General features: G+C 38.5%; 17 protein-coding genes. All 17 read left to right on the forward strand.

The window, feature by feature from the left end:
• Positions 1 to 37 precede the first annotated feature (37 nt).
• Positions 38 to 469: a division/cell wall cluster transcriptional repressor MraZ gene (gene mraZ, locus IC621_RS06785; protein WP_191157012.1), complete on the forward strand. Its 432-nt coding sequence runs from the start codon at positions 38 to 40 to the stop codon at positions 467 to 469.
• Positions 470 to 521: 52 nt separating this feature from the next.
• Positions 522 to 1454 carry a 16S rRNA (cytosine(1402)-N(4))-methyltransferase RsmH gene (gene rsmH / locus IC621_RS06790; protein ID WP_191157013.1) on the forward strand — a complete coding sequence of 311 codons (933 nt, stop codon included), beginning with the start codon at positions 522 to 524 and terminating at the stop codon, positions 1452 to 1454.
• A 246-nt stretch (positions 1455 to 1700) separates the two neighbouring features.
• Entirely contained in the window at positions 1701 to 2069 is a 369-nt protein-coding gene (gene ftsL / locus IC621_RS26380; protein ID WP_191157015.1) for a cell division protein FtsL, read from the forward strand.
• Between the two features lie 5 nt (positions 2070 to 2074).
• Positions 2075 to 4213 carry a penicillin-binding protein gene (locus tag IC621_RS06800; protein WP_191157281.1) on the forward strand — a complete coding sequence of 713 codons (2139 nt, stop codon included), beginning with the start codon at positions 2075 to 2077 and terminating at the stop codon, positions 4211 to 4213.
• 735 nt (positions 4214 to 4948) lie between these two features.
• Complete coding sequence (locus tag IC621_RS06805) at positions 4949 to 6889, forward strand: stage V sporulation protein D (protein ID WP_191157017.1); 1941 nt, start codon at positions 4949 to 4951, stop codon at positions 6887 to 6889.
• A 279-nt stretch (positions 6890 to 7168) separates the two neighbouring features.
• A complete protein-coding gene (locus tag IC621_RS06810; protein ID WP_191157019.1) occupies positions 7169 to 8644 on the forward strand; it encodes a UDP-N-acetylmuramoyl-L-alanyl-D-glutamate--2,6-diaminopimelate ligase in 1476 nt (491 codons plus the stop codon).
• A gap of 130 nt (positions 8645 to 8774) precedes the next feature.
• Entirely contained in the window at positions 8775 to 9749 is a 975-nt protein-coding gene (gene mraY, locus IC621_RS06815) for a phospho-N-acetylmuramoyl-pentapeptide-transferase (RefSeq protein WP_191157021.1), read from the forward strand.
• A gap of 1 nt (position 9750) precedes the next feature.
• On the forward strand, positions 9751 to 11106 hold the full coding sequence (gene murD / locus IC621_RS06820) for a UDP-N-acetylmuramoyl-L-alanine--D-glutamate ligase (RefSeq protein WP_191157023.1): 1356 nt from the start codon (positions 9751 to 9753) through the stop codon (positions 11104 to 11106).
• A gap of 64 nt (positions 11107 to 11170) precedes the next feature.
• A complete protein-coding gene (gene spoVE, locus IC621_RS06825; RefSeq protein WP_191157025.1) occupies positions 11171 to 12271 on the forward strand; it encodes a stage V sporulation protein E in 1101 nt (366 codons plus the stop codon).
• Positions 12272 to 12477: 206 nt separating this feature from the next.
• Positions 12478 to 13566, forward strand: a complete 1089-nt coding sequence (gene murG / locus IC621_RS06830) for an undecaprenyldiphospho-muramoylpentapeptide beta-N-acetylglucosaminyltransferase (protein WP_191157027.1) — start codon at positions 12478 to 12480, stop codon at positions 13564 to 13566.
• A 115-nt stretch (positions 13567 to 13681) separates the two neighbouring features.
• Positions 13682 to 14593, forward strand: a complete 912-nt coding sequence (gene murB, locus IC621_RS06835; protein WP_191157029.1) for a UDP-N-acetylmuramate dehydrogenase — start codon at positions 13682 to 13684, stop codon at positions 14591 to 14593.
• 899 nt (positions 14594 to 15492) lie between these two features.
• Positions 15493 to 16293: a cell division protein FtsQ/DivIB gene (locus IC621_RS06840; RefSeq protein ID WP_224752367.1), complete on the forward strand. Its 801-nt coding sequence runs from the start codon at positions 15493 to 15495 to the stop codon at positions 16291 to 16293.
• Positions 16283 to 16984, forward strand: coding sequence for a DUF881 domain-containing protein (locus IC621_RS06845; protein WP_191157283.1), 702 nt, complete (start codon positions 16283 to 16285; stop codon positions 16982 to 16984). The genes IC621_RS06840 and IC621_RS06845 overlap by 11 nt, the downstream gene beginning before the upstream one ends.
• A gap of 92 nt (positions 16985 to 17076) precedes the next feature.
• The gene (locus IC621_RS06850) at positions 17077 to 17805 is read left to right on the forward strand and encodes a DUF881 domain-containing protein (protein ID WP_191157031.1); all 729 of its coding nucleotides are present in this window, start codon (positions 17077 to 17079) and stop codon (positions 17803 to 17805) included.
• Between the two features lie 2 nt (positions 17806 to 17807).
• Positions 17808 to 18170, forward strand: a complete 363-nt coding sequence (locus IC621_RS06855; RefSeq protein WP_191157033.1) for a small basic family protein — start codon at positions 17808 to 17810, stop codon at positions 18168 to 18170.
• A 227-nt stretch (positions 18171 to 18397) separates the two neighbouring features.
• Entirely contained in the window at positions 18398 to 19684 is a 1287-nt protein-coding gene (ftsA, locus tag IC621_RS06860; RefSeq protein WP_191157035.1) for a cell division protein FtsA, read from the forward strand.
• A 45-nt stretch (positions 19685 to 19729) separates the two neighbouring features.
• Complete coding sequence (gene ftsZ / locus IC621_RS06865) at positions 19730 to 20878, forward strand: cell division protein FtsZ (RefSeq protein ID WP_191157037.1); 1149 nt, start codon at positions 19730 to 19732, stop codon at positions 20876 to 20878.
• Positions 20879 to 21400: the final 522 nt, after the last annotated feature.

Consider the following 21400-nt stretch of genomic DNA (forward strand, 5'->3'; position numbering starts at 1 on the left):
AGTGGTGAGTTAGGGAGAGAAAGTGGGGACAAAGAGCATGTTCATGGGAGAATACAATCACACCATTGATACAAAAGGCCGAATGATTGTCCCTTCAAAGTTTCGGGAGGGACTTGGTGAAACATTTGTTTTAACCAGAGGCCTTGATAATTGCTTATTTGGATACCCCATGAGCGAATGGAAGGTTATTGAAGAAAAACTTAAAGCACTCCCCTTAACAAAGAAAGATGCACGCGCATTTACCCGATTCTTCTTTTCAGGAGCAGTTGAATGTGAATTAGATAAACAAGGGCGTATCAACATTCCGTCATCTCTTCTCCAATATGGAAAGCTTGAAAAAGAATGTGTTGTTATCGGTGTTTCAAATCGAATTGAGCTATGGAGTAAGGCAATTTGGGAAGACTATGTAACAGAACAAGAAGATTCATTTGAAGAAATAGCTGAAAACATGATTGACTTTGATATATAATTGAATCTTGTGCAAAAGCTTAAGTCGATTTTTAACAAAGGTGGTAACAGCAATGTTTCAACATAAGACTGTATTATTAAAAGAAACCGTTGATGGGTTAAACATTAAAAAAGATGGAACATATGTAGATTGTACGCTTGGCGGCGCTGGACACAGTACATATTTGCTTTCACAGCTTTCAAGCGAAGGTCAGCTGTATGCTTTTGATCAAGATGAAACAGCCATCCAGCATGCAAAAGAAAAGCTCTCTTCATTTGAGGGACAATCGATTCTTATTAAAAGTAACTTCAAATTTTTAAAAGAGCGGCTAAATGAACTCGGTGTGACAAAAGTGGATGGAATCCTATTTGATCTAGGAGTTTCTTCTCCTCAGCTTGATACACCAGAGAGGGGTTTTAGCTATCATCATGATGCACCGCTCGATATGCGAATGGATCAAGAAGCAAATCTTACAGCATATGATGTGGTAAATAAGTGGACATATGAACAATTAGTAAAAATCTTTTTTCGCTACGGAGAAGAAAAATTCTCAAAGCAGATAGCGAGGAAAATTGAAGCTGTTCGTGCAAAGCAGCCTATTGAAACAACAGCGGAATTAGTCGATATTATTAAAGATTCTATTCCGGCACCTGCAAGAAGAACTGGAGGTCATCCGGCAAAACGAATTTTCCAAGCCATACGTATTGCTGTAAACGATGAACTAAAGGTGTTTGAGGATGCGATTGGACAAGCAATTGAGTTGCTTAAGCCTTCTGGAAGAGTATCCGTTATTACTTTCCACTCTCTTGAAGATCGTATTTGCAAAATAGCATACAAAAAGGCAGCTGAATTACCTGACTTGCCTCCCAATTTACCGATGATTCCAAAAGGATTTGAACCAAAGGTAAAGATTATTACGAGGAAGCCGATCATCCCTTCTGAAGAAGAATTAACAGAAAACAATCGAGCACGTTCTGCAAAATTAAGAATTGCTGAAAAGATATAAAAAAATAGATAACAATGAAAGGCTCTTTTCTAGAAAATTGTTGCTTTGTTTTATGGGGGAGTTTTAATAAAAGCAAACGAGAATCGCCAATTGCTTCTAGTTTCACCTCAAGAATTAAAATAAGCGGTGAACCCTCAGTTTGTTTAAAAGTCACACATTTAACCGCAAACCTCGGGAGAGATAGACATTGCCTCATGCAGCAATTATTTACGAAAGCAGCCGACTTAATAAAAGGAGGTTATTGTGGTGAATCAAAATTTAGCCTATCAAATTCAACATCAAAAAAAAGAACAAACCAATCAGGTGCCAAAACAAAAAACGGTAGTCATCAGAAGGCGAGCTTCGATCACTTTAGGGGAAAAGGCTCTTATTATCCTATTTGCCGCTATTTTTTTGCTTGGAGCGGTAAAGATTGTTTCCAACAGCGTAAATGTCTATCAATCGAACGTGGAAATACAAAAATTAGAGCAGCGTATTGAAGTACAAAACAGAGCCAACAGTGACCTCGAGGTTCAAGTGGCAGAGCTAAGCAAGTATGATCGGATCTGGAAGGAAGCAAAAAAACTTGGCTTAACACTCAACGAAAATAATGTGAAAAACGTACGGGAACAATAAACATGATGAAAAAAAAGAATAAAAATATAAATAGAGGAGCAGCAATATTAACATTAATATTTGCTTTGCTCTTCTTTATCATTACTGGAAGATTTGTATATTTACAGGCTGTTGGCAAGGTTAATGGAGAAATTCTTGCTGCACGTGCAGCAGAGAAATATGAAGAGGAACAAATGCTTGAAGCCAAGCGAGGAACAATTTTTGATCAAAATGGCGAGCCGATCGCACAGGATGTTTCTACATATTCGTTAGTAGCTGTTCTAGATGAAAAGCTAACGACAGATCCAGATAAACCTCGCCATGTCGTTGATGTTGAGGAGACTGCCGCAAAACTTGCTCCTATTTTGGAGGTTGACGAAAGCAGTTTGATAGAAACATTGAGCAAGGATCGAGATCAAGTTGAATTTGGATCAGCAGGCCGCAATTTAGACTTTTCCCAAAAAGAAAAAATTGAACAATTAGAGCTGCCTGGACTAGCTTTTACAAGGCAGACAGACCGGTTTTATCCAAGCGGTACATTTGCTTCCCATCTTATCGGCTATGCTCAATCAAATGGGAAAGACAAAACTATCGGAAAAATGGGTCTGGAAAAAACCTTAGATAAACATTTACAAGAAAAAAATGGTTATATTAAATATGAACAAGACCACTATGGTTGGAAACTTCCAAACAGCGAGGATAAAATAGTACCACCAGAACATGGAAAAGATGTCTATTTGACAATTGACCAAAAGATCCAAGCATTCTTAGAAGATGCAATGAATCAAGCAGCAGAGAAGTATGAACCTAAGAAAATAATGGGTGTAGTTGCCGATCCGAAAACAGGGAAAATACTTGCAATGGGACAACGTCCAAGCTTTGATCCGAACAAAAGAGATATCAATTCTTTTTACAATGATATTATCAGCTATCCTTTTGAACCGGGTTCAACGATGAAGATTTATACGTTAGCTTCCGCGATTGAAGAGGGTGTTTATAATGGTCAGGAAAAATTTCAGTCTGGTTCCTATGAAATAGGCTCTGGTGGAAGAATAAGTGACCATAATAATAAAGGCTGGGGTTCAATCACATATGATGAAGGGATCCAAAGGTCTTCTAATGTTGCCATGGCCAATTTAGTCGAAAAGAAAATAGGGTTTGAAAGATTTAAGCAATATTTAAGCAAGTTTCATTTTGATAAGAAGACAGGTATCGATCTCCCCGGAGAGGCAAATAGCAAAATAAACTACCATTATAAAATTGATAAAATTCAAACTGCTTTTGGTCAGGCTTCCGCCATCACTCCTATCCAGCAAATTCAAGCAGCTACAGCAATCGCTAATGATGGGAAAATGATGAAGCCATACGTTATAGACCGCATCGTTGACCCAAACAAGAAAGAGGTAGTCAGCGAGAATAAATCAGAAATTGTCGGCCAGCCAATCTCTAAAGAAACCTCTGAGAAAGTTCTAGATATTTTAGAAACGGCCGTAACTTCTGAAAAAGGAACTGGGCAGCCATTTCAAATTGATGGTTATGACGTTGCAGGTAAAACAGGAACTGCTCAATTGTATGAAAATGGAAAATTATTAACCGGACAGGATAATTATATTTTTTCATTTATGGGATTTGCTCCTAAGGATGACCCTGAATTTATTGTCTATGTAGCTGTCCAGCAGCCAGAACTGGAACCTGATGAAGCTGGGTCAATGCCTGTTGCCACTGTTTTTAACACGGTCATGAAAAACAGTCTGCAATATAAGCAAATTAAGCCTGATGATAGTAAAAAGGCGGAAAAAGAAAAGCCGGAAAGTCCGCTTTCAATGCCTGATTTTGAAGGTGAAAGCATGTCTGTTGTTAACGAGAAGTTAAAACAGATGGGCGTCGACCCTGTCGTGCTTGGAAATGGAGAAACTGCTGAAACTCAATATCCTGAAGAGGGAATCTCTGTTTCTAAAAACGAGAAAGTGTTTATACACTCTGGCGGTCCTGTAAAGCTGCCTGATTTAACTGGATGGTCAAAGCGTGATGTCATGAAGCTCTCAACGATTTTAGAAATTGAATTAGACTTAAGTGGATCAGGCTTTGTGAAAACGCAAAATATGAAGCCTGGCACAGTTGTAAAAAAAGGGGATAAAATTAAAGTCAGCTTTAAAAAGCCATAAAGCATCGTTTGAAGTTGGGGGACAGACATCTTATCAATAAGGTGCCTGTCCCCTTTTGATTAATTGCAATGCTTTTTAAAGATCAAGTGAACAGGCCTAACGAGCTTTACAAATTACAAGCCAATCCTTTAAAAAAGTAAATTCAGCATTTTGAATGGTTTATGCTTTCTTTGCCTGTTCAGAAGGAAGTTTAAGTTGAGTCAAGCGCTGTTCATGAGAATGCATGCACCGTTATCCTAATAAATGCGCCGTTACCCAAATAATTGCACCGTCATCCGATTAATTTCGAGTGGCACACTAAAGTGAGGTGTTTTTATAAAAGGCTCTTTTCAAAAAATTGTTGTTTATCTTACAAGAAAAATTTCGTTCCCAATTTATTTCGCTATTTAAGATGTCATTGGACATCAACCTTTAACGATGGCGATCAATTTACTTTTTTTCCGATTTCGGGGCATCATGAACCGCATATGATGCCCGATTTGCTCTATTTTTCTGATTGCCTTTATTACGGAATGTTTAAGATCGCCACATTTATAAAGGGAAATGGGTGGTTTTTTCCAAGCATCGGCCGCTTTTGGTCTAATGGATATAACCATCCTGTATTAGGTTAATGAACATCCTTCCTGCTCTCTTTTTTTGCTTGTTAACGACGAACCAGAGCCTTGGCGTTTTTCGTTCTATTTAAGCGGGTACAAGCATATATTTGAATCAGCATGGACAAGGAGTGGTCGAAGAATGCGCGTCTCGAATGTAACAGTTAGGCGGAGATTGGCAATCGTTCTATTCATCGGATTTCTCATTTTTTTTGTGATTGATATGCGTCTTGGATACGTTCAATTCTTTCTAGGAGAAAAGCTGACTGCTTTGGCGAAGGATTCATGGAGCCGCAACATTCCTTTTGAACCGCAAAGAGGGGAAATCCTTGATCGAAATGGGGTTGAACTTGCGACAAACAAAAGTGCGCCTACTATATATGTCGTCCCAAGACAAGTAGAAAATCCAGCGGAGACAGCTGAAAAGCTGGCTGCCGTTCTGAATATGTCAAAAGAAAAAGCCTACGGGCATATTACGAAAAAAACTTCGATTGAAAAAATTAATCCAGAAGGAAGAAAAATTTCGAATGAAAAAGCGAGTGAGGTTCAGGCGCTTGGTTTAAAAGGTGTTTATATTGCAGAGGATTCTATTCGTCATTATCCGTTTGGAAGCTATCTTTCACACGTTTTAGGATTTGCAGGCATTGATAACCAAGGATTATTAGGGTTAGAGGCGTTTTACGATGAACAATTACAAGGGGAAAAAGGTAATGTAAAATTTTATTCTGATGCGAAAGGGAAAAGGATGCCGGAAGAGGCAGATGAATATTCAGCTCCTGAGGATGGACTTGATTTAAAGCTAACGATTGATTCTAGAGTTCAAACGATTATTGAACGAGAATTGGATAATGCTGAAGCGACTTATAACCCGGATGGAATGATTGCCATTGCGATGAATCCAAAAAATGGGGAGATCGTGGCGATGTCCTCGAGGCCAACTTTCGACCCGGCTAATTACAAAGAAGTTGATCCTATGGTTTATAATCGCAATTTACCTGTTTGGAGCTCATATGAGCCAGGATCAACCTTTAAAATTATTACACTTGCAGCTGCACTGGAGGAAAATAAAGTAAACCTTGAGAATGATCATTTTCACGATTCTGGTGCTGTAGAGGTAGATGGGGCAAGACTTAGGTGCTGGAAGGCGGGCGGTCATGGAAGTCAGTCTTTCCTTGAAGTCGTCCAAAACTCTTGTAACCCAGGATTTGTGGAGTTAGGAGATCGATTAGGAAAATCAACATTATTTAAATATATTAAAGGCTTTGGTTTTGGAGAGAAAACAGGCATTGATCTGCAGGGGGAAGGGAAAGGAATCCTCTTTAATTTAGATCGAGTCGGACCAGTTGAACAAGCAACAACTGCATTCGGCCAAGGGGTATCTGTTACTCCAATTCAACAGGTTGCGGCTGTTGCAGCGGCTGTTAATGGAGGTGTGCTATACACACCATATATAGCAAAGGAATGGATTGATCCTGCTACAAAGGAAGTTGTCAATAAAACGACACCAGAAGCAAAAAGGCGGGTAATATCAGAGGAAACTTCTAAACAAATTCGTCATGCCCTAGAAAGTGTAGTTGCCCAAGGGACTGGGAGAAATGCGTTTGTAGAAGGGTACAGAGTTGGAGGGAAAACTGGTACTGCCCAAAAAGTAAAAGACGGAAAGTATATGAAAAATAATCATATTGTTTCCTTTATTGGTTTTGCCCCTGCAGATGATCCTGAGCTTGTTGTCTATATTGCTGTCGATAATCCAAAAGGAACCATTCAATTCGGGGGGACAGTTGCAGCTCCAATTGTTGGAAATATTATGAGAGACAGCTTGCCGGCAATAGGTGTGAAACCGCGAAAGAATCAAATTGAAAAAGAATACCAATGGTTGGACACAAAATTATTTGAAGTTCCGAATGTTTTAGGGCTCACAACAAATGAAATTTCTCAAGCATTGTATAACATTAAATTAGATGTAGCAGGTGAAGGAGACGTCGTTGTAGAACAGTCACCTAAGCCCGGTGTGAAAGTGAAGGAAGGATCAACCTTGCGGGTCTATTTAGGTGAAGAAAAAGATCAATCCAAAGAGGAATAAAGACGAAAAAGCAAGAAATTAGAAGGGGTGTACCTGATAAGTAACCGGCTCGTCAACGAACACTTCATTTTGGATCGCTTGTCTATAGAGCGGGAAGTGCCGGGCTCTGATCGTTAGGTATGCCCTATTCCTTTTCTTAAACTCAGGAAAATAATTAGTATTATTCATAAAACTTAGGCTAATTTTGAAATGAAATATAGCTCTTTTCCTCTAATTGCGCTAAAATATCTACTGTATGTTATCAATGGAAATGAATGTGTCCTGAGAGGTTTGATAAAGATGAAATTAAAAGATTTACTGCAATATTTACATAATGATTCAATACATTTAGACGAAAACCCTGTTATTCAATCAATTGAAATGGACTCCCGTGAAGTAAAAGCTGGGAGCTTGTTTATTTGCATCAAAGGTTTTACTGTTGATGGCCATCATTATGTGAAGCAAGCTGTCCAAAAGGGTGCAGCAGCAATCCTTGCAGAGGAGTTTGTGGAAGCAGATGTTCCTGTCGTCATCGTTAAAGATACAAAAAGAGCGATGGCTGTCCTTGCTGATGTGTTTTATGGACAGCCGACACACAAGCTGAATCTGATCGGAGTAACAGGAACCAATGGAAAAACGACGACGACCCATATTATTGAACACATTTTAAACAAAGCACAGAAAAAAAACGGGTTAATCGGAACAATGTACATAAAAATAGGTGAACAAACATATAGCGTTAAGAATACAACTCCTGAAAGCTTAACGTTGCAAAAGACTTTTAAACAAATGGTAGATCAAAAAGTAGACACTGCGGTTATGGAAGTATCTTCGCACGCTCTTCATATGGGAAGAGTGCATGGGTGTGATTATGATGTGGCTGTCTTTACAAATCTATCACAAGACCATTTGGATTATCATGAAACAATGGAAGCCTATAGACAAGCTAAAGGGCTATTGTTTGCTCAATTAGGTAATCGCTTTGATCATAAGCGGCCGAAGTTTGCAATTTTAAATCTTGATGACCCAGCAACAGAACATTTTTCCAAAATGACGACAGCTCATATTATCTCGTATGGTATAGAGCAAGATTCGGATGTAAAGGCTGATAATATTCAAATGACATCGGCAGGGACTGTTTTTGATTTGTATACACCAAAAGGACAGCGCAAGGTATGCATGAAGCTAATTGGGAAATTTAGTGTGTATAATGTCCTTGCTGCTGTCTCTGCTTGTTTAGCTTCTAATATTGATTTTGAAACGATTGTTCGTGCTATTGAAGACATGGAGGGGGTAAGAGGCAGATTTGAGGTTGTGAATGAGGGACAGGATTTTACAGTTATTGTTGATTACGCTCATACACCGGACAGTCTTGAAAATGTATTAACAACTGTGAAGCAATTTGCCCAAAACAGAACATTCGTTGTTGTTGGCTGCGGAGGAGACAGAGATAAAACGAAACGTCCATTGATGGCAGAAATCGCAACGAAATATGCGGACGAATCCATTTTCACTTCTGATAATCCGAGAAGTGAAAATCCAATCGATATCCTTCAAGATATGGAAGCTGGGGCGAAAGATCAATACTATCATTCTATTGTGAATAGAGAGAAGGCAATCTATTTTGCGATTGCAAATGCTAAACCGGGGGATGTTGTCCTGATTGCCGGTAAAGGCCATGAAACGTACCAGCAAATTGGACAAGAAATTTTTAATTTCGATGACCGGGAAGTAGCAAAAAGCGCTCTATTAGAACTAAAACTTAATCAGGAATGAAAGAATTTTTTAGAAAGAGATGTTGATAAAATGAGATTGTTAAAGGTTTGTAAACATAAATTTGAAATAGGTACATATGATGTATTCGTAAAAACGTTAATGAAATCCTCAGGAAGGGAAGTGGGACCCGATGCTTGAGCAAGTTATCTTATTTACGATCTTAATGGCTTTCTTAATAAGTGTCTTACTCTCGCCCATTTTCATTCCTTTTTTAAGAAGGTTAAAATTCGGACAAAGTATTCGTGAAGAGGGCCCGCAATCTCATCTGAAAAAAACAGGAACACCAACTATGGGAGGAATCATGATCATCCTCTCAATTGTAGTGGCTACAATTGTCATGACCGGGAAGTTTTCAGAGCTGTCAGTTGAAATGTATCTGCTTTTATTTGTTACATTAGGATATGGCTTACTAGGTTTCTTGGACGACTTTATTAAAGTAGTCATGAAAAGGAACTTAGGCCTTACATCAAAACAAAAGCTGCTCGGTCAGATTATCATTGCCATCATATTTTATATTGTTTTTAACCAATATGGGTTTTCATCAGAAGTGCGTTTACCTGGTACAGATCTCTCGCTGGATCTTGGCTGGGCTTATGTTCTATTGATTATTTTTATGTTAGTCGGCGGATCAAATGCCGTTAATTTAACAGATGGTTTGGACGGTTTATTGTCTGGGACAGCAGCGATTGCATTTGGCGCGTTTGCTGTGCTGGCATGGAACCAGTCGCAATATGATGTTGCCATCTTTTCTGTTGCTGTTGTCGGGGCTGTGTTAGGTTTCCTAGTGTTTAATGCACATCCTGCAAAAGTATTTATGGGTGATACCGGCTCTCTTGCCTTAGGGGGAGCCATTGTGACAGTGGCTATTTTAACTAAGCTTGAAATATTATTAGTATTAATCGGAGGCGTCTTTGTTCTTGAGACACTCTCTGTTATTATTCAGGTAATTTCTTTTAAAACAACAGGAAAACGCGTCTTTAAAATGAGCCCGCTTCATCATCATTACGAGCTTGTAGGCTGGTCTGAATGGCGCGTTGTTGTGACCTTTTGGTCGGTTGGCTTTCTTTTAGCTGTGTTAGGAATTTATATTGAGGTGTGGTTGTAAAGTGAAACAGGTGAATGAATTTAAAAATAAGCAAGTTCTTGTATTAGGTTTAGCTAAAAGCGGACTGGCAGCAGCGAGGCTCCTGCATACTCTTGGTGCGGTCGTTACCGTAAATGACATGAAGCCATTAGAAGATAACGAAGCGGCAAAAGAATTGGAGCTTTTAGGCTTAGATGTTATTTGCGGAAGTCACCCGCCTACTTTACTTGAAGATAAAAAAATATCGTTTGTAGTCAAGAATCCTGGTATTCCTTACTCCAACCCAATTGTAAAACAGGCTTTCCAAAAAAATATTCCTGTTGTCACAGAGGTTGAGCTTGCCTATAAAATTTCTGAAGCTGACATCATAGGAATAACAGGCTCTAATGGGAAAACGACAACGACTACGCTAGTCTATGAAATGATGAGAGAAGGAGAAAAGAAGCCTTTAATTGCAGGTAACATTGGTACCGTTTCTTGTGAAGTTGCACAGGAAGCAACAAAGCATAATGTTCTTGTAACTGAATTGTCTTCTTTCCAGCTCTTAGGAACAATTGAATTCAAACCAAAGATTGCTGCGATATTAAATATTTTTGATGCTCATCTAGACTATCATGGGACAAGAGCCGAATATACAACCGCAAAAGGCAAGATTTATGAAAATCAAACGGAGGAAGATATTGCAATCATAAATTACGATGATCAGGACGTTTGCCGTTTAGGAGAATTATCAAAAGCAGAAAAAATTTACTTTTCTGTTTCTAAAGAGTTAACTTCTGGAGCTTATATTAAAGAAAATACCCTTTATTTTAATCAAGAAAAAATTATCGATGTAAAGGAAATTGTATTACCTGGAAGGCATAACTTAGAAAACATCCTTGCTGCTGTTGCGATTGTAAAATCACGAGGGGTAGACACTTCCGCTATACAAAAAGTATTAACCTCGTTTTCGGGAGTCAAACACCGCCTTCAATTTGTTGATAAGATTCATAATCGTAAATTTTATAATGATTCAAAAGCAACAAACATTCTTGCGACAACAAAAGCGCTGCAGGCTTTTAACGAGCCAACCATTTTACTTGCAGGCGGATTAGACCGAGGAAATGAATTTGATGAGTTATTACCATCTCTAACTAATGTAAAAGCAATTGTAACTTTTGGTCAAACTGCACCTAAATTAGAGCGGATCTGCACCGAGGCAGGAATAGAAGTGGTCAAACGTGTCGATAATGTGGAACAAGCAGTATTTTCGGCGTTTGATCTCTCTCTAGAGGGAGATGTGATTCTTTTATCACCAGCCTGTGCAAGCTGGGATCAATACAAAACATTTGAGCAAAGAGGAGACATTTTTATAAACGCCGTGCATAAGTTAAAATAAGGGCTCGTACAAACAAGGTTCTTTATAGCCAAGCCCTTAATAATGGTCATTGGGGTGTTCGGCGTTGACAGCAAAAAAGTCTACACCAGATTTTATACTAGTCATTCTTACGTTACTTTTATTAACAATTGGACTCATCATGGTTTATAGTGCAAGTGCCGTGTGGGCTACTTATAAATTCGATGACTCCTTTTATTTTGCAAAAAGACAGCTCTTGTTTGCAGGAGTTGGAGTTGTGGCCATGTTCTTCATTATGAATATCGATTATTGGACGTGGCGGACGTGGGCAAAGGTACTTATCATTGTTTGCTTTTTTTTATTGATTGTCGTGTTAATTCCTGGTGTAGGTATGGAACGGAACGGATCAAGAAGCTGGATTGGCGTTGGAGCGTTTTCCATTCAGCCGTCCGAATTTATGAAGCTCGCGATGATTGCCTTCCTAGCCAAGTTTTTATCTGAAAATCAAAAGAAAATAACGTCGTTTAAAAAGGGCCTGGTTCCTTCGCTTGGATTAGTGTTTATAGCCTTTGGAATGATTATGCTTCAACCGGATCTAGGCACCGCAACCGTTATGGTTGGGACATGTACGGTCATGATTTTTATAGCTGGAGCTCGCATCAGTCATTTTATCGCCCTTGGTTTAATTGGACTTGGCGGCTTTGTGGGGCTTGTTTTATCTGCTCCTTATCGAATGAAACGGATTACCTCTTTTTTAAATCCATGGGAGGATCCTCTCGGGAGCGGATTTCAAATTATCCAATCCCTTTATGCGATTGGACCCGGAGGTTTGTTTGGTCTTGGATTAGGGCAAAGCAGACAAAAGTTTTTTTATCTTCCAGAGCCGCAGACTGATTTTATTTTCGCTATTTTGGCCGAGGAGCTCGGTTTTATCGGAGGGTCCTTTATTCTTCTGCTTTTCAGCCTGCTGTTGTGGAGGGGAATTAGGATTGCTTTAGGTGCACCTGATCTTTTCGGAAGCTTTATAGCCGTCGGAATCATTGCCATGGTGGCTATTCAGGTTATGATCAATATAGGTGTTGTAACAGGATTAATGCCTGTTACAGGCATTACATTGCCGTTTTTAAGTTATGGAGGTTCTTCGCTTACTTTAATGCTGATGGCTGTCGGAGTGCTTTTAAATGTAAGCCGGTATGCCAGGTATTAGCCATAATAAATTTTACTGTGTTTCTAAAGATGTACATGATTTATAATAATAACAGCAGAGGCTGACTCATTCGTGCAGTCCTTTATAACCATTTCCTTCTTCTTGACAAGAGGATCGAGATCGTTTGAGGCAGCTGGCACAGGTAATTTGAGTTAGCCTTATCTCATTTTTGTAACTCAATATTAGGCAGGATAGGGGAAGATAGTATGCGCATAGTTGTTAGTGGAGGCGGTACTGGGGGACATATTTATCCCGCTTTAGCCTTGATAAAAGAAATTAAACGGAATCATGCAGATGTTGAATTTTTATATATCGGGACTGAAAAAGGCCTTGAAAAAAAGATTGTAGAAAGAGAAGGGATTCCCTTCAAATCAATTGAAATTACCGGCTTTAAAAGAAGTCTCTCATTTGAAAATATCAAAACAATTATGAGGTTTCTTAAAGGAGTAAACAAGAGCAGGCGGTATTTAAAGGAATTCAAAGCAGATGTCGTCATCGGTTCAGGAGGCTTTGTATGCGGACCTGTCGTCTATGCAGCAGCAAAATCTAACATCCCAACAGTCATTCATGAGCAAAATAGCTTGCCAGGCATAACAAACAAATTTTTAGCTCGATATGTCGACAAGATTGCAATCTGTTTTGAAGAAGCCAGAAGCTTTTTCCCTGAAAATAAAACAGTATTAACAGGCAACCCCCGTGCTTCTGAAGTAGTAGGGGTTGACGGTGCAAAGGGAAGAGCCTCACTTGGTTTAAAACCGGGGAAAAAATCTGTTTTAATTTTTGGCGGAAGCAGAGGAGCCAAGCCAATAAATGATGCGGTACTAGAAATGATAAACAGCATAGACCAAAAAGACTATGAGGTCATCTATGTAACAGGAGAAGTTCATTATGAAAAGGTAATGATGGAGGCAGGTAAAACTAGAAAATCTGACAAGCTTATTATCAAACCATTTATTCATAATATGCCTGAGGTATTAGCGGGTGTTGACCTTATTGTATCTAGAGCAGGGGCTACATCTTTAGCAGAAATTACTGCTTTGGGCTTGCCTAGTATATTAATACCAAGTCCATATGTTACAGCGAACCATCAAGAAAAAAATGCAAAAGCTTTAAGTGATTCTGGTGCAGCTCTAGTATTATTGGAAAAAGATTTATCCGGAAAACGGCTCGAAGAAAAAATTGACGATATATTATTAAATTCCGAAAATTTAAATAAAATGAAAAAAGCATCAAAGGAACTGGGCATACCTGATGCTGCGCAAAGGCTCTACAAACTTATGAAGGAAATTGTCTAATAAATTGTATGATTTATCTTAAGAATTGTAGTTTTCAAAAGTTAATGTTTCATTGCTGCAGATCCTTCTAGAGGGACACCGACATCGAAGAAAAAGGAACTAAAAGGAGGAAGTTATGGAAAAGTTAATCCAAGAATTAAGATCCGCAAATATTGGGAAAGTCAGCGAAAATGAAATGCTTTCTAGTCATACCACCATTAAAATCGGCGGTCCTGCCGATGTTTTTGTTGAACCAAAGGATATGGCAGGTTTAGAAAAAACATTGTCTACCGTAAAAAGCCATGGTGTTAAATGGCGAGCGATAGGCAGAGGTTCCAACCTATTAGTCTCAGATGAAGGGATAGAAGGGGTTGTCATCAAACTAGGAGCAGGCTTGGATCACCTTGAAATGGATGGAAACACGCTAACTGTCGGAGCGGGCTATTCCATTATAAGATTGGCGACAATGATGAGTAAACAAGGTTTATCAGGCTTACAGTTTGCAGGAGGAATACCTGGTTCCGTTGGAGGAGCCGTTTATATGAATGCAGGAGCACACGGTTCAGACATGTCTAATATCCTTATTAAAGCACATATTTTATTTGCGGACGGGACAAAGGGCTGGTTAAATAAAGATGAAATGGAATTTTCATATCGGACTTCTGTCTTACAGAAGAAACGCCCTGGGATCGTATTAGAAGCGGTTCTCCAACTAGAAGAAGGGAAAAAAGAACAAATTGTCGCAGAGATCCAAAAAAATAAAGATTATAGAAGAGACACACAGCCATGGTCATTGCCGTGTGCTGGAAGTATATTTAGAAATCCGCTCCCTCTTTATGCGGGCCAGTTAGTCGAAGAAGCTGGCTTAAAAGGATATCAAATAGGCGGGGCCCAAATATCAGAAATGCACGGTAATTTTATCGTTAATGCCGGCGGTGCAACAGCTGGGGACGTTTTAGACCTGATAGCATATGTTAAAGAAAGGATTTTAAACGACTATCAAGTAACAATAGAGACGGAAGTAGAAATTATTGGTAGAAATCAGTAAAAGGATGCGTCCATTTTTCCTGTTAATATGTTATAATGAAGTCGTAGGGAAATAGACGAATTGTTTTGAGCCATAGCAACATTTGGTAGTGTGATAAATAGTTTCAGAGATGCCTGGCTCTTTATATTGGGCCGGGTTTTATTTTCTGAAAATTAAAGGATCCACTGTATTGAGAGAGTTGAATTGAAATATAAATGAAAGCTTGCTGGTTTTTAATACATAAAAGATGAGGAGGTGCAAACTCCTCTTTGAAATCAGCAGCTGAATCGTTATGTTCTTAATTTGAAAAAGATGTTTATCCTGTTCTAGCTGGCGGAATGATATAACCTCTTATTTTTTTGTAGGAAAATCCTCCCAAAGGTAACATTTTTTAAAAAGAACAAAAGTTTAGGTTTATCAAAATATTTGCGTATAAAACAAATTACCTTGTACGACTCCAGCGCCTAACCCGGCTCTAAAGGGCACAAGCCAATTCTTCCAATAGGGCTAAAAGCACCCTTTTTCCGAGAAGCTCAACTCGTGTTTGCCTCAGGCAGCGGAAGAGGCTCTTGCACTTTGCTTTTATTATTAAATCTGAATGTTTAGGTTCATTAAAGGGTAAAAGGCGGCTTTTTATTAAAGGAATTCAGCATTCCGCTGGTACATCACCTCCTAACTACGACCTCATTTCTAGAGGTGAGAAGTGTGTGGTTGGAATTGAAGCAATCGGAGAGACACCAATTGCCTTTATTTCAGAATGCTTAAGATCACCAATTCATAAAGGGGATAAGAGGGGTTTGATAAAGAAATCAGTTCTTTCGCTGATTTCATCCATTCCACTTCCGGCTTCTCCTCTCCAGGATGTAGGAATTTTCCCTTGTGGTAGAAGGTTCACTTTATCTAGGCTGGGGTGAAAAAGCTTGAAAAACCAGACAAAAGAAGAAAAAATCGTATCCATTGAAGATCGTATTCCGAAATTGAAAGAGCAACGAAAGCAAAAAACGAATAAAAGACTAATTATGTTTTTATCGCTTTTTTTTATGCTTATTCTCCTAGTTATTTATTTCCAATCACCTTTGAGCAAGGTAGGTAAAGTAAAAGTAGAGGGCAACATCTATTTTACTGCAGAAAAAATTAAAGATGTCAGTGGAATAACGACAAATACCGGATATTGGAATATCCAAAACGACGAAGTAATAGAGAAAATTAAGAGCATAGGCGGAATTAAAGATGTTCATATTGAGAAAAAACTGCCTAATAACATAGCCATCATCGTTAAAGAATATAACCGGGTAGCTTATGTGAAAAAAAAGGGGCAATTTTATCCCGTTTTAGAAAACGGTAATTCTATGGAATCCGCGCAGGCTGAGCTGCCAATCAATGCTCCTATTATGTATAACTGGAATTCCGAGGAGCACTTAAAAGAAATGACTGCCCAGTTAAGTGAACTTCCTTTGCATATTCTGGGGATGATTTCTGAAATTTATTATACACCTAAGAAAAATGATCCTTGGCATGTTACTCTTTATATGAACGATGGTTATGAAGTGAGTGCTACTGTCAGAGATTTTGCAGAAAAAATGTCTAATTACCCTTCGATTGTAAGCCAATTAGATCCTTCTGTAAAAGGAATTATCCACTTAGAGGTGGGTACATATTTCGAAGCGTATAAGACGAAAGAAAAAGAAGGAGAGAAAAAGGAGAATGAAACTGAAGGGTAGATATGTTTTATTATCCCTTGTAATGCTGGTTGTTGGTTTTTTAATCTCCTTTTCCTATCAATTGACAAGTGAAAAACCAAATAATAATGTGGCAAGTTCGGCTCAATGGAAAAGAGAGTTCGAATTAAAGGAAAAATTGATTGTACAGGAAGAAAGAAATCGTGATCTCCAGCAGGAACTTTATAGGAATCAAGAAAAAGTCAGAGAGTATGAAGAAAATTTAAAAAACGAAAAGCGAATTTTTTACAATCTCGTAGAAGATGTAGAACGATTTAGAATGTATGTTGGGGAAGTTGGAGTCCACGGGCAGGGAATTGAGGTTACACTAAAGGATGCATCTTATATTCCTGATACGGAAAATGTTAATAATTACATTGTTCATGAAAATCATATTTTTAAAGTAGTCAATGAATTGCTGATATCCGGTGCAAGTGCAATTTCAATCAACGGACAGAGATTGTCACATGATTCGTATATTTATTGTAATGGACCTGTTATTACTGTCGATGGAAATCAATATCCTGCCCCCTTTGTTATTTCCGCAATAGGTGATACGAACGTTCTTAAACCGGCTTTAAACATTGCAGGTGGAGTTGTTGAACAATTAGTGTATGATAACATTGAAGTGATAGTTGAAGAAAAATCTGATATAAAAATGGATCCGCTCCTGCAAGAAAATAAAAATCCATAAATATTATTCCGTTTAGGGTGGCGGTAAATTTTTACTGCTTTTCCGGGTCACCTTTTACGGTTTGAGGGATTCATAAGACGGTGATGAGGTTAATGAAACCGAAAGTAAAATTAAGAGCTAGTTTTGCCGTTATAACGGCTATTTTCGGGTTTATGCTTGCTATTCAATTTCAGTCAATTAAAGAGCCCGTTGTTCGTGAAACAAGGGATATATGGCAGATCCAAGAAGACCTTTCCAAGGAACAACAGCTGCAGCTGGAATTACTGGCTGAAATAAGAAAATATGAGCAGCTTATTAAAAACTATGAGGACGAAGTAAGTGATAGTTCTGAAACAGCTTTAAATGAAACTCTTAATCAGCTCAAAGAAGATGCTGGTTTATCGGAAGTAAGCGGCAAAGGTATTGTTATAAAAATAAAGCCGCTTATGAAGGAAGAGCTTTTAGGCGCGGAGCTGGAAAATGTTTCACCTGATTTAATTAAGCGTCTAATAAATGAGCTTAATTCGTATGAAGCTGACCATATTTCCATTAATGGGAGAAGACTGGTCAACACGTCCGTTATTAGAGACATTAATCAAATAACAAAAATTGACGGATACAGCTTAAACACATATCCCATCGAAATAAAGGTGATTGGGAAAGATCCAGAGAAGCTTTACAACCGAATGAGCGCATCCACTATTGGGGATTTATTTGCACTTGATAACCTAGTCCTTGACATCACTCAACCAGATGAAAACTTGATCATTCCTGCCTATGACGAATCAATCCGTGTAAAGCATTTAAAACCAGTTAAGACAGAAAAAGGAGGGGAGAGCTAAAGATGTGGCTTCCAATTATAGGCTTGATTTTAGGAATCTTTTTAGGTCTATTAACAGAATTAAGAATTCCCTCCGAATATTCCAATTATCTTTCTGTCGCGATCTTAGCGGCTCTTGATACACTTTTAGGCGGAATACGAGCACACCTGCAAAATATTTATGATGAAATGGTGTTTGTGTCTGGCTTTTTCTTTAATATTATTTTAGCTGCAAGTTTAGCTTTTCTAGGTGTTCATCTTGGTGTAGACTTATATTTAGTGGCTATGTTTGCATTTGGGGTAAGGTTGTTCCAGAACATAGCGGTTATTCGAAGATTGATTTTATCAAAATGGAGTCTTTCAAGAGAAAAGTTGAAAAAAAGTTAATTTCTAAAAAGGGAAAAAAGCGGTTATGCCGAATACAACAAAGAAAGAAAAGACTTTTTCTAATAGTTTTTTCGTTCCCAAAAATGATTAGTCGTTTTATTTGGGGAGCTAGTTTTTCATAAGTTTGGACAGTTTTTCCTGTTACATACTTGTAATACTAGAATGATTGTATTGTTGTAGAACAAATAATAGAATAGAAATGATAGATGGTAAGGAGGTGCCATAGAATGAACAACAACGAAATATTTGTAAGTCTTGACATCGGTACATCCAGCGTTAAAGTCATAATCGGTGAAATGTCCGATGAAAATCTAAATATTATTGGGGTTGGGAATGTTCAATCTCAAGGGCTTAGAAAAGGATCGATTGTGGATATAGATGAAACTGTTCATTCTATTCGTAAAGCAATCGAACAGGCCGAAAGAATGATTGGTGTTTCTATTGACCGTGTTATCGTCGGTGTGAACGGTAATCATATTCAGGTTCAAGATACTCATGGAGTAGTAGCAGTATCAAGTGAGAATAAAGAAATATCTGGTGAAGATATAAAACGCGTAATGGAAGCCGCCCAGGTCATCTCAATACCGCCGGAACAATTAATTATTGATATTATTCCAAGGCAGTTTATCGTAGACGGCCGGGATGAGATAACAGATCCTAAAAAAATGCTGGGTGTTCGTTTAGAAGTAGAAGGAACCCTGATAACCGGCTCCAAAACGATTTTACATAATCTTTTAAGATGCGTTGATCGAGCAAATTTAGAAGTTTCTGATATATGTCTCCAGCCTTTGGCAGCTGGTTCTGTAGCTCTTTCTAAAGATGAGAAGAATTTAGGTGTTGCTTCGATAGATATCGGCGGAGGCTCAACAACGATAGCTGTCTTTGAAGAGGGTCACTTAACTTCAACCAGCGTATTGCCTGTTGGCGGTGAAAATATTACAAAAGATTTATCAATCGGTCTTCGAACTTCAACTGAAGAAGCGGAAAGAATTAAAATGAAGCATGGCCATGCCTTTTATGATTTTGCATCAGAAGATGAGATATTTGAAGTTTCCATTATTGGAACGGATCAAAAGCAACAGTTTAGCCAATTAGATATTTCTGATATTATAGAAGCTAGATTAGAAGAAATACTTGAGATGATTAGGCAGGAACTAAGAAGAATGGGTGTTCGTGATCTGGCTGGGGGCTTCGTGCTAACCGGCGGAACAGTGAATCTTCCAGGAGTTTTAGAACTATCTCAAGCTGTTCTTCAAAATAATGTTAGAATTGCAAAGCCTGATTATATTGGAGTAAGAGAGCCGCAGTATATGACAGGTGTCGGTTTAATTAAATTTGCTTACAAGAATGCGAAAATTCAAGGCAGAAATATAGGTTCAAATGTACCAGTAGAAACGAAAGAAGTAGCGGCTACAAGGGAAGAAAAAGTACAGCGTTCAAAGCCTAAGGAACAACCAAAAGGGGAAAAGAAAGAAAGTAAAATGAAGAAAATTTTTGGTTATTTCTTTGAATGATCAGCGAGGCGCAGGAAGTTATATGATGGATTAGGAGGATTTTGCATGTTGGAGTTTGAAACAAATATTGATGGCTTAGCTACCATAAAAGTGATTGGGGTTGGCGGTGGAGGAAACAACGCTGTTAATCGTATGATAGAGCATGGTGTACAAGGAGTAGAATTTATCGCGGTTAACACAGATGCTCAAGCTTTAAACTTATCAAAAGCAGAAACAAAAATGCAAATTGGTTCAAAAATAACTCGTGGATTAGGGGCAGGCGCTAATCCTGAAGTTGGTAAAAAGGCAGCTGAAGAAAGCAAAGAACAAATCGAAGAAGCATTAAGAGGCGCTGATATGGTCTTTGTAACAGCTGGAATGGGAGGCGGAACAGGAACTGGTGCTGCACCTGTTATTGCGCAAATTTCAAAGGATTTAGGTGCGTTAACTGTAGGTGTTGTTACGAGACCGTTTACATTTGAAGGACGCAAACGGGCTATGCAGGCTGCTGGCGGAATAACCTCCATGAAGGAAGCAGTAGATACGCTTATTGTTATTCCAAATGACCGTTTATTAGAAATTGTTGATAAAAATACACCGATGCTGGAAGCATTTAGAGAAGCAGATAATGTATTACGTCAAGGTGTACAAGGTATTTCTGAGTTAATTGCGACTCCGGGACTTATCAATCTTGACTTTGCAGATGTGAAGACAATCATGTCCAATAAAGGCTCTGCCTTAATGGGAATCGGCATAGCTACTGGTGAGAGCCGGGCAGCTGAAGCTGCGAAAAAGGCTATCTCCAGCCCGCTGCTTGAAACATCAATTGATGGTGCACAGGGTGTCATTATGAACATCACAGGTGGAACTAACCTAAGTCTATATGAAGTTCAAGAAGCAGCTGACATCGTTGCATCTGCTTCAGATCAAGATGTAAATATGATTTTTGGTTCTGTCATGAACGAAAATCTAAAGGACGAAGTCGTTGTGACTGTCATTGCAACCGGGTTTAGTGAACATGAACTTGCCCAAAGTAAACCTTCTCGTCCATTTGGTGGTACTGGAAAGCCTCAAGGATCTTCTTCCCCTTCACCTAAGCGTGAATTGAAGAGAGAAGAGCCTGTTCAAGAGCCTATGCACCGCGGCGGGTCACAGCAAGCTGATGACACACTTGATATTCCTACATTTTTACGAAACCGGAATAGACGGAGATAGAACGGTAAGCTTAAGAAACCTCTTGATTAGCCAATAAGGAGCACAAGTCGAGCTTTACGAAAATGCTGGTCCGGATTGTTTCAGGACTAAAGAAGCGGGCTTGGCGCTGACAGGGTATTGGCGGCATTTCTTATGACAATGGCGAAAATACCGTGTCCTAACTATTGGTACCGGTTTAATTAAATTTAAAAATTCTAAATCCAATTAAGAGCATGGTTAAAAAGACCATGCTCTTTTAATTGTTTAATAGGCTTAAAGTTTCTGCTTAATGATAGGAATCTTTTTTATGATATAAGCATTTATGTCAAACAGTTCTTAATTCATATAGTAAAAGTCAAATTAGAGAGATCTTTTTCCCTAAAAATAACAATTATCTCATTCTTTAGACTCTCTTTAATCAAAAGCAATCCTGTTCTAAAAATAGAGGTAAAAAGGTTCAAAATAAGGATTTTTCATAAACTTATAAACTCATAATTTTTATTATAGGGAAAAGGTAATGGGATATTCCTCCATTTATCTTAT

The sequence above is a fragment of the Metabacillus arenae genome, assembly GCF_014773385.1.
Classification (GTDB): Bacteria; Bacillota; Bacilli; order Bacillales; family Bacillaceae; genus Metabacillus_D; species Metabacillus_D arenae.

Bases quoted from the DNA above. Each gene is read 5' to 3' on its own strand.
- IC621_RS06810 (WP_191157019.1), top strand. From the start codon at position 7,169: ATGAAATTAAAAGATTTACTGCAATATTTACATAATGATTCAATACAT.
- murG (WP_191157027.1), top strand. From the start codon at position 12,478: ATGCGCATAGTTGTTAGTGGAGGCGGTACTGGGGGACATATTTATCCC.
- murB (WP_191157029.1), top strand. From the start codon at position 13,682: ATGGAAAAGTTAATCCAAGAATTAAGATCCGCAAATATTGGGAAAGTC.
- IC621_RS06805 (WP_191157017.1), top strand. From the start codon at position 4,949: ATGCGCGTCTCGAATGTAACAGTTAGGCGGAGATTGGCAATCGTTCTA.
- IC621_RS06800 (WP_191157281.1), top strand. From the start codon at position 2,075: ATGAAAAAAAAGAATAAAAATATAAATAGAGGAGCAGCAATATTAACA.
- rsmH (WP_191157013.1), top strand. From the start codon at position 522: ATGTTTCAACATAAGACTGTATTATTAAAAGAAACCGTTGATGGGTTA.
- ftsA (WP_191157035.1), top strand. From the start codon at position 18,398: ATGAACAACAACGAAATATTTGTAAGTCTTGACATCGGTACATCCAGC.
- mraY (WP_191157021.1), top strand. From the start codon at position 8,775: ATGCTTGAGCAAGTTATCTTATTTACGATCTTAATGGCTTTCTTAATA.
- ftsZ (WP_191157037.1), top strand. From the start codon at position 19,730: ATGTTGGAGTTTGAAACAAATATTGATGGCTTAGCTACCATAAAAGTG.
- mraZ (WP_191157012.1), top strand. From the start codon at position 38: ATGTTCATGGGAGAATACAATCACACCATTGATACAAAAGGCCGAATG.
- IC621_RS06855 (WP_191157033.1), top strand. From the start codon at position 17,808: ATGTGGCTTCCAATTATAGGCTTGATTTTAGGAATCTTTTTAGGTCTA.
- IC621_RS06850 (WP_191157031.1), top strand. From the start codon at position 17,077: ATGAAACCGAAAGTAAAATTAAGAGCTAGTTTTGCCGTTATAACGGCT.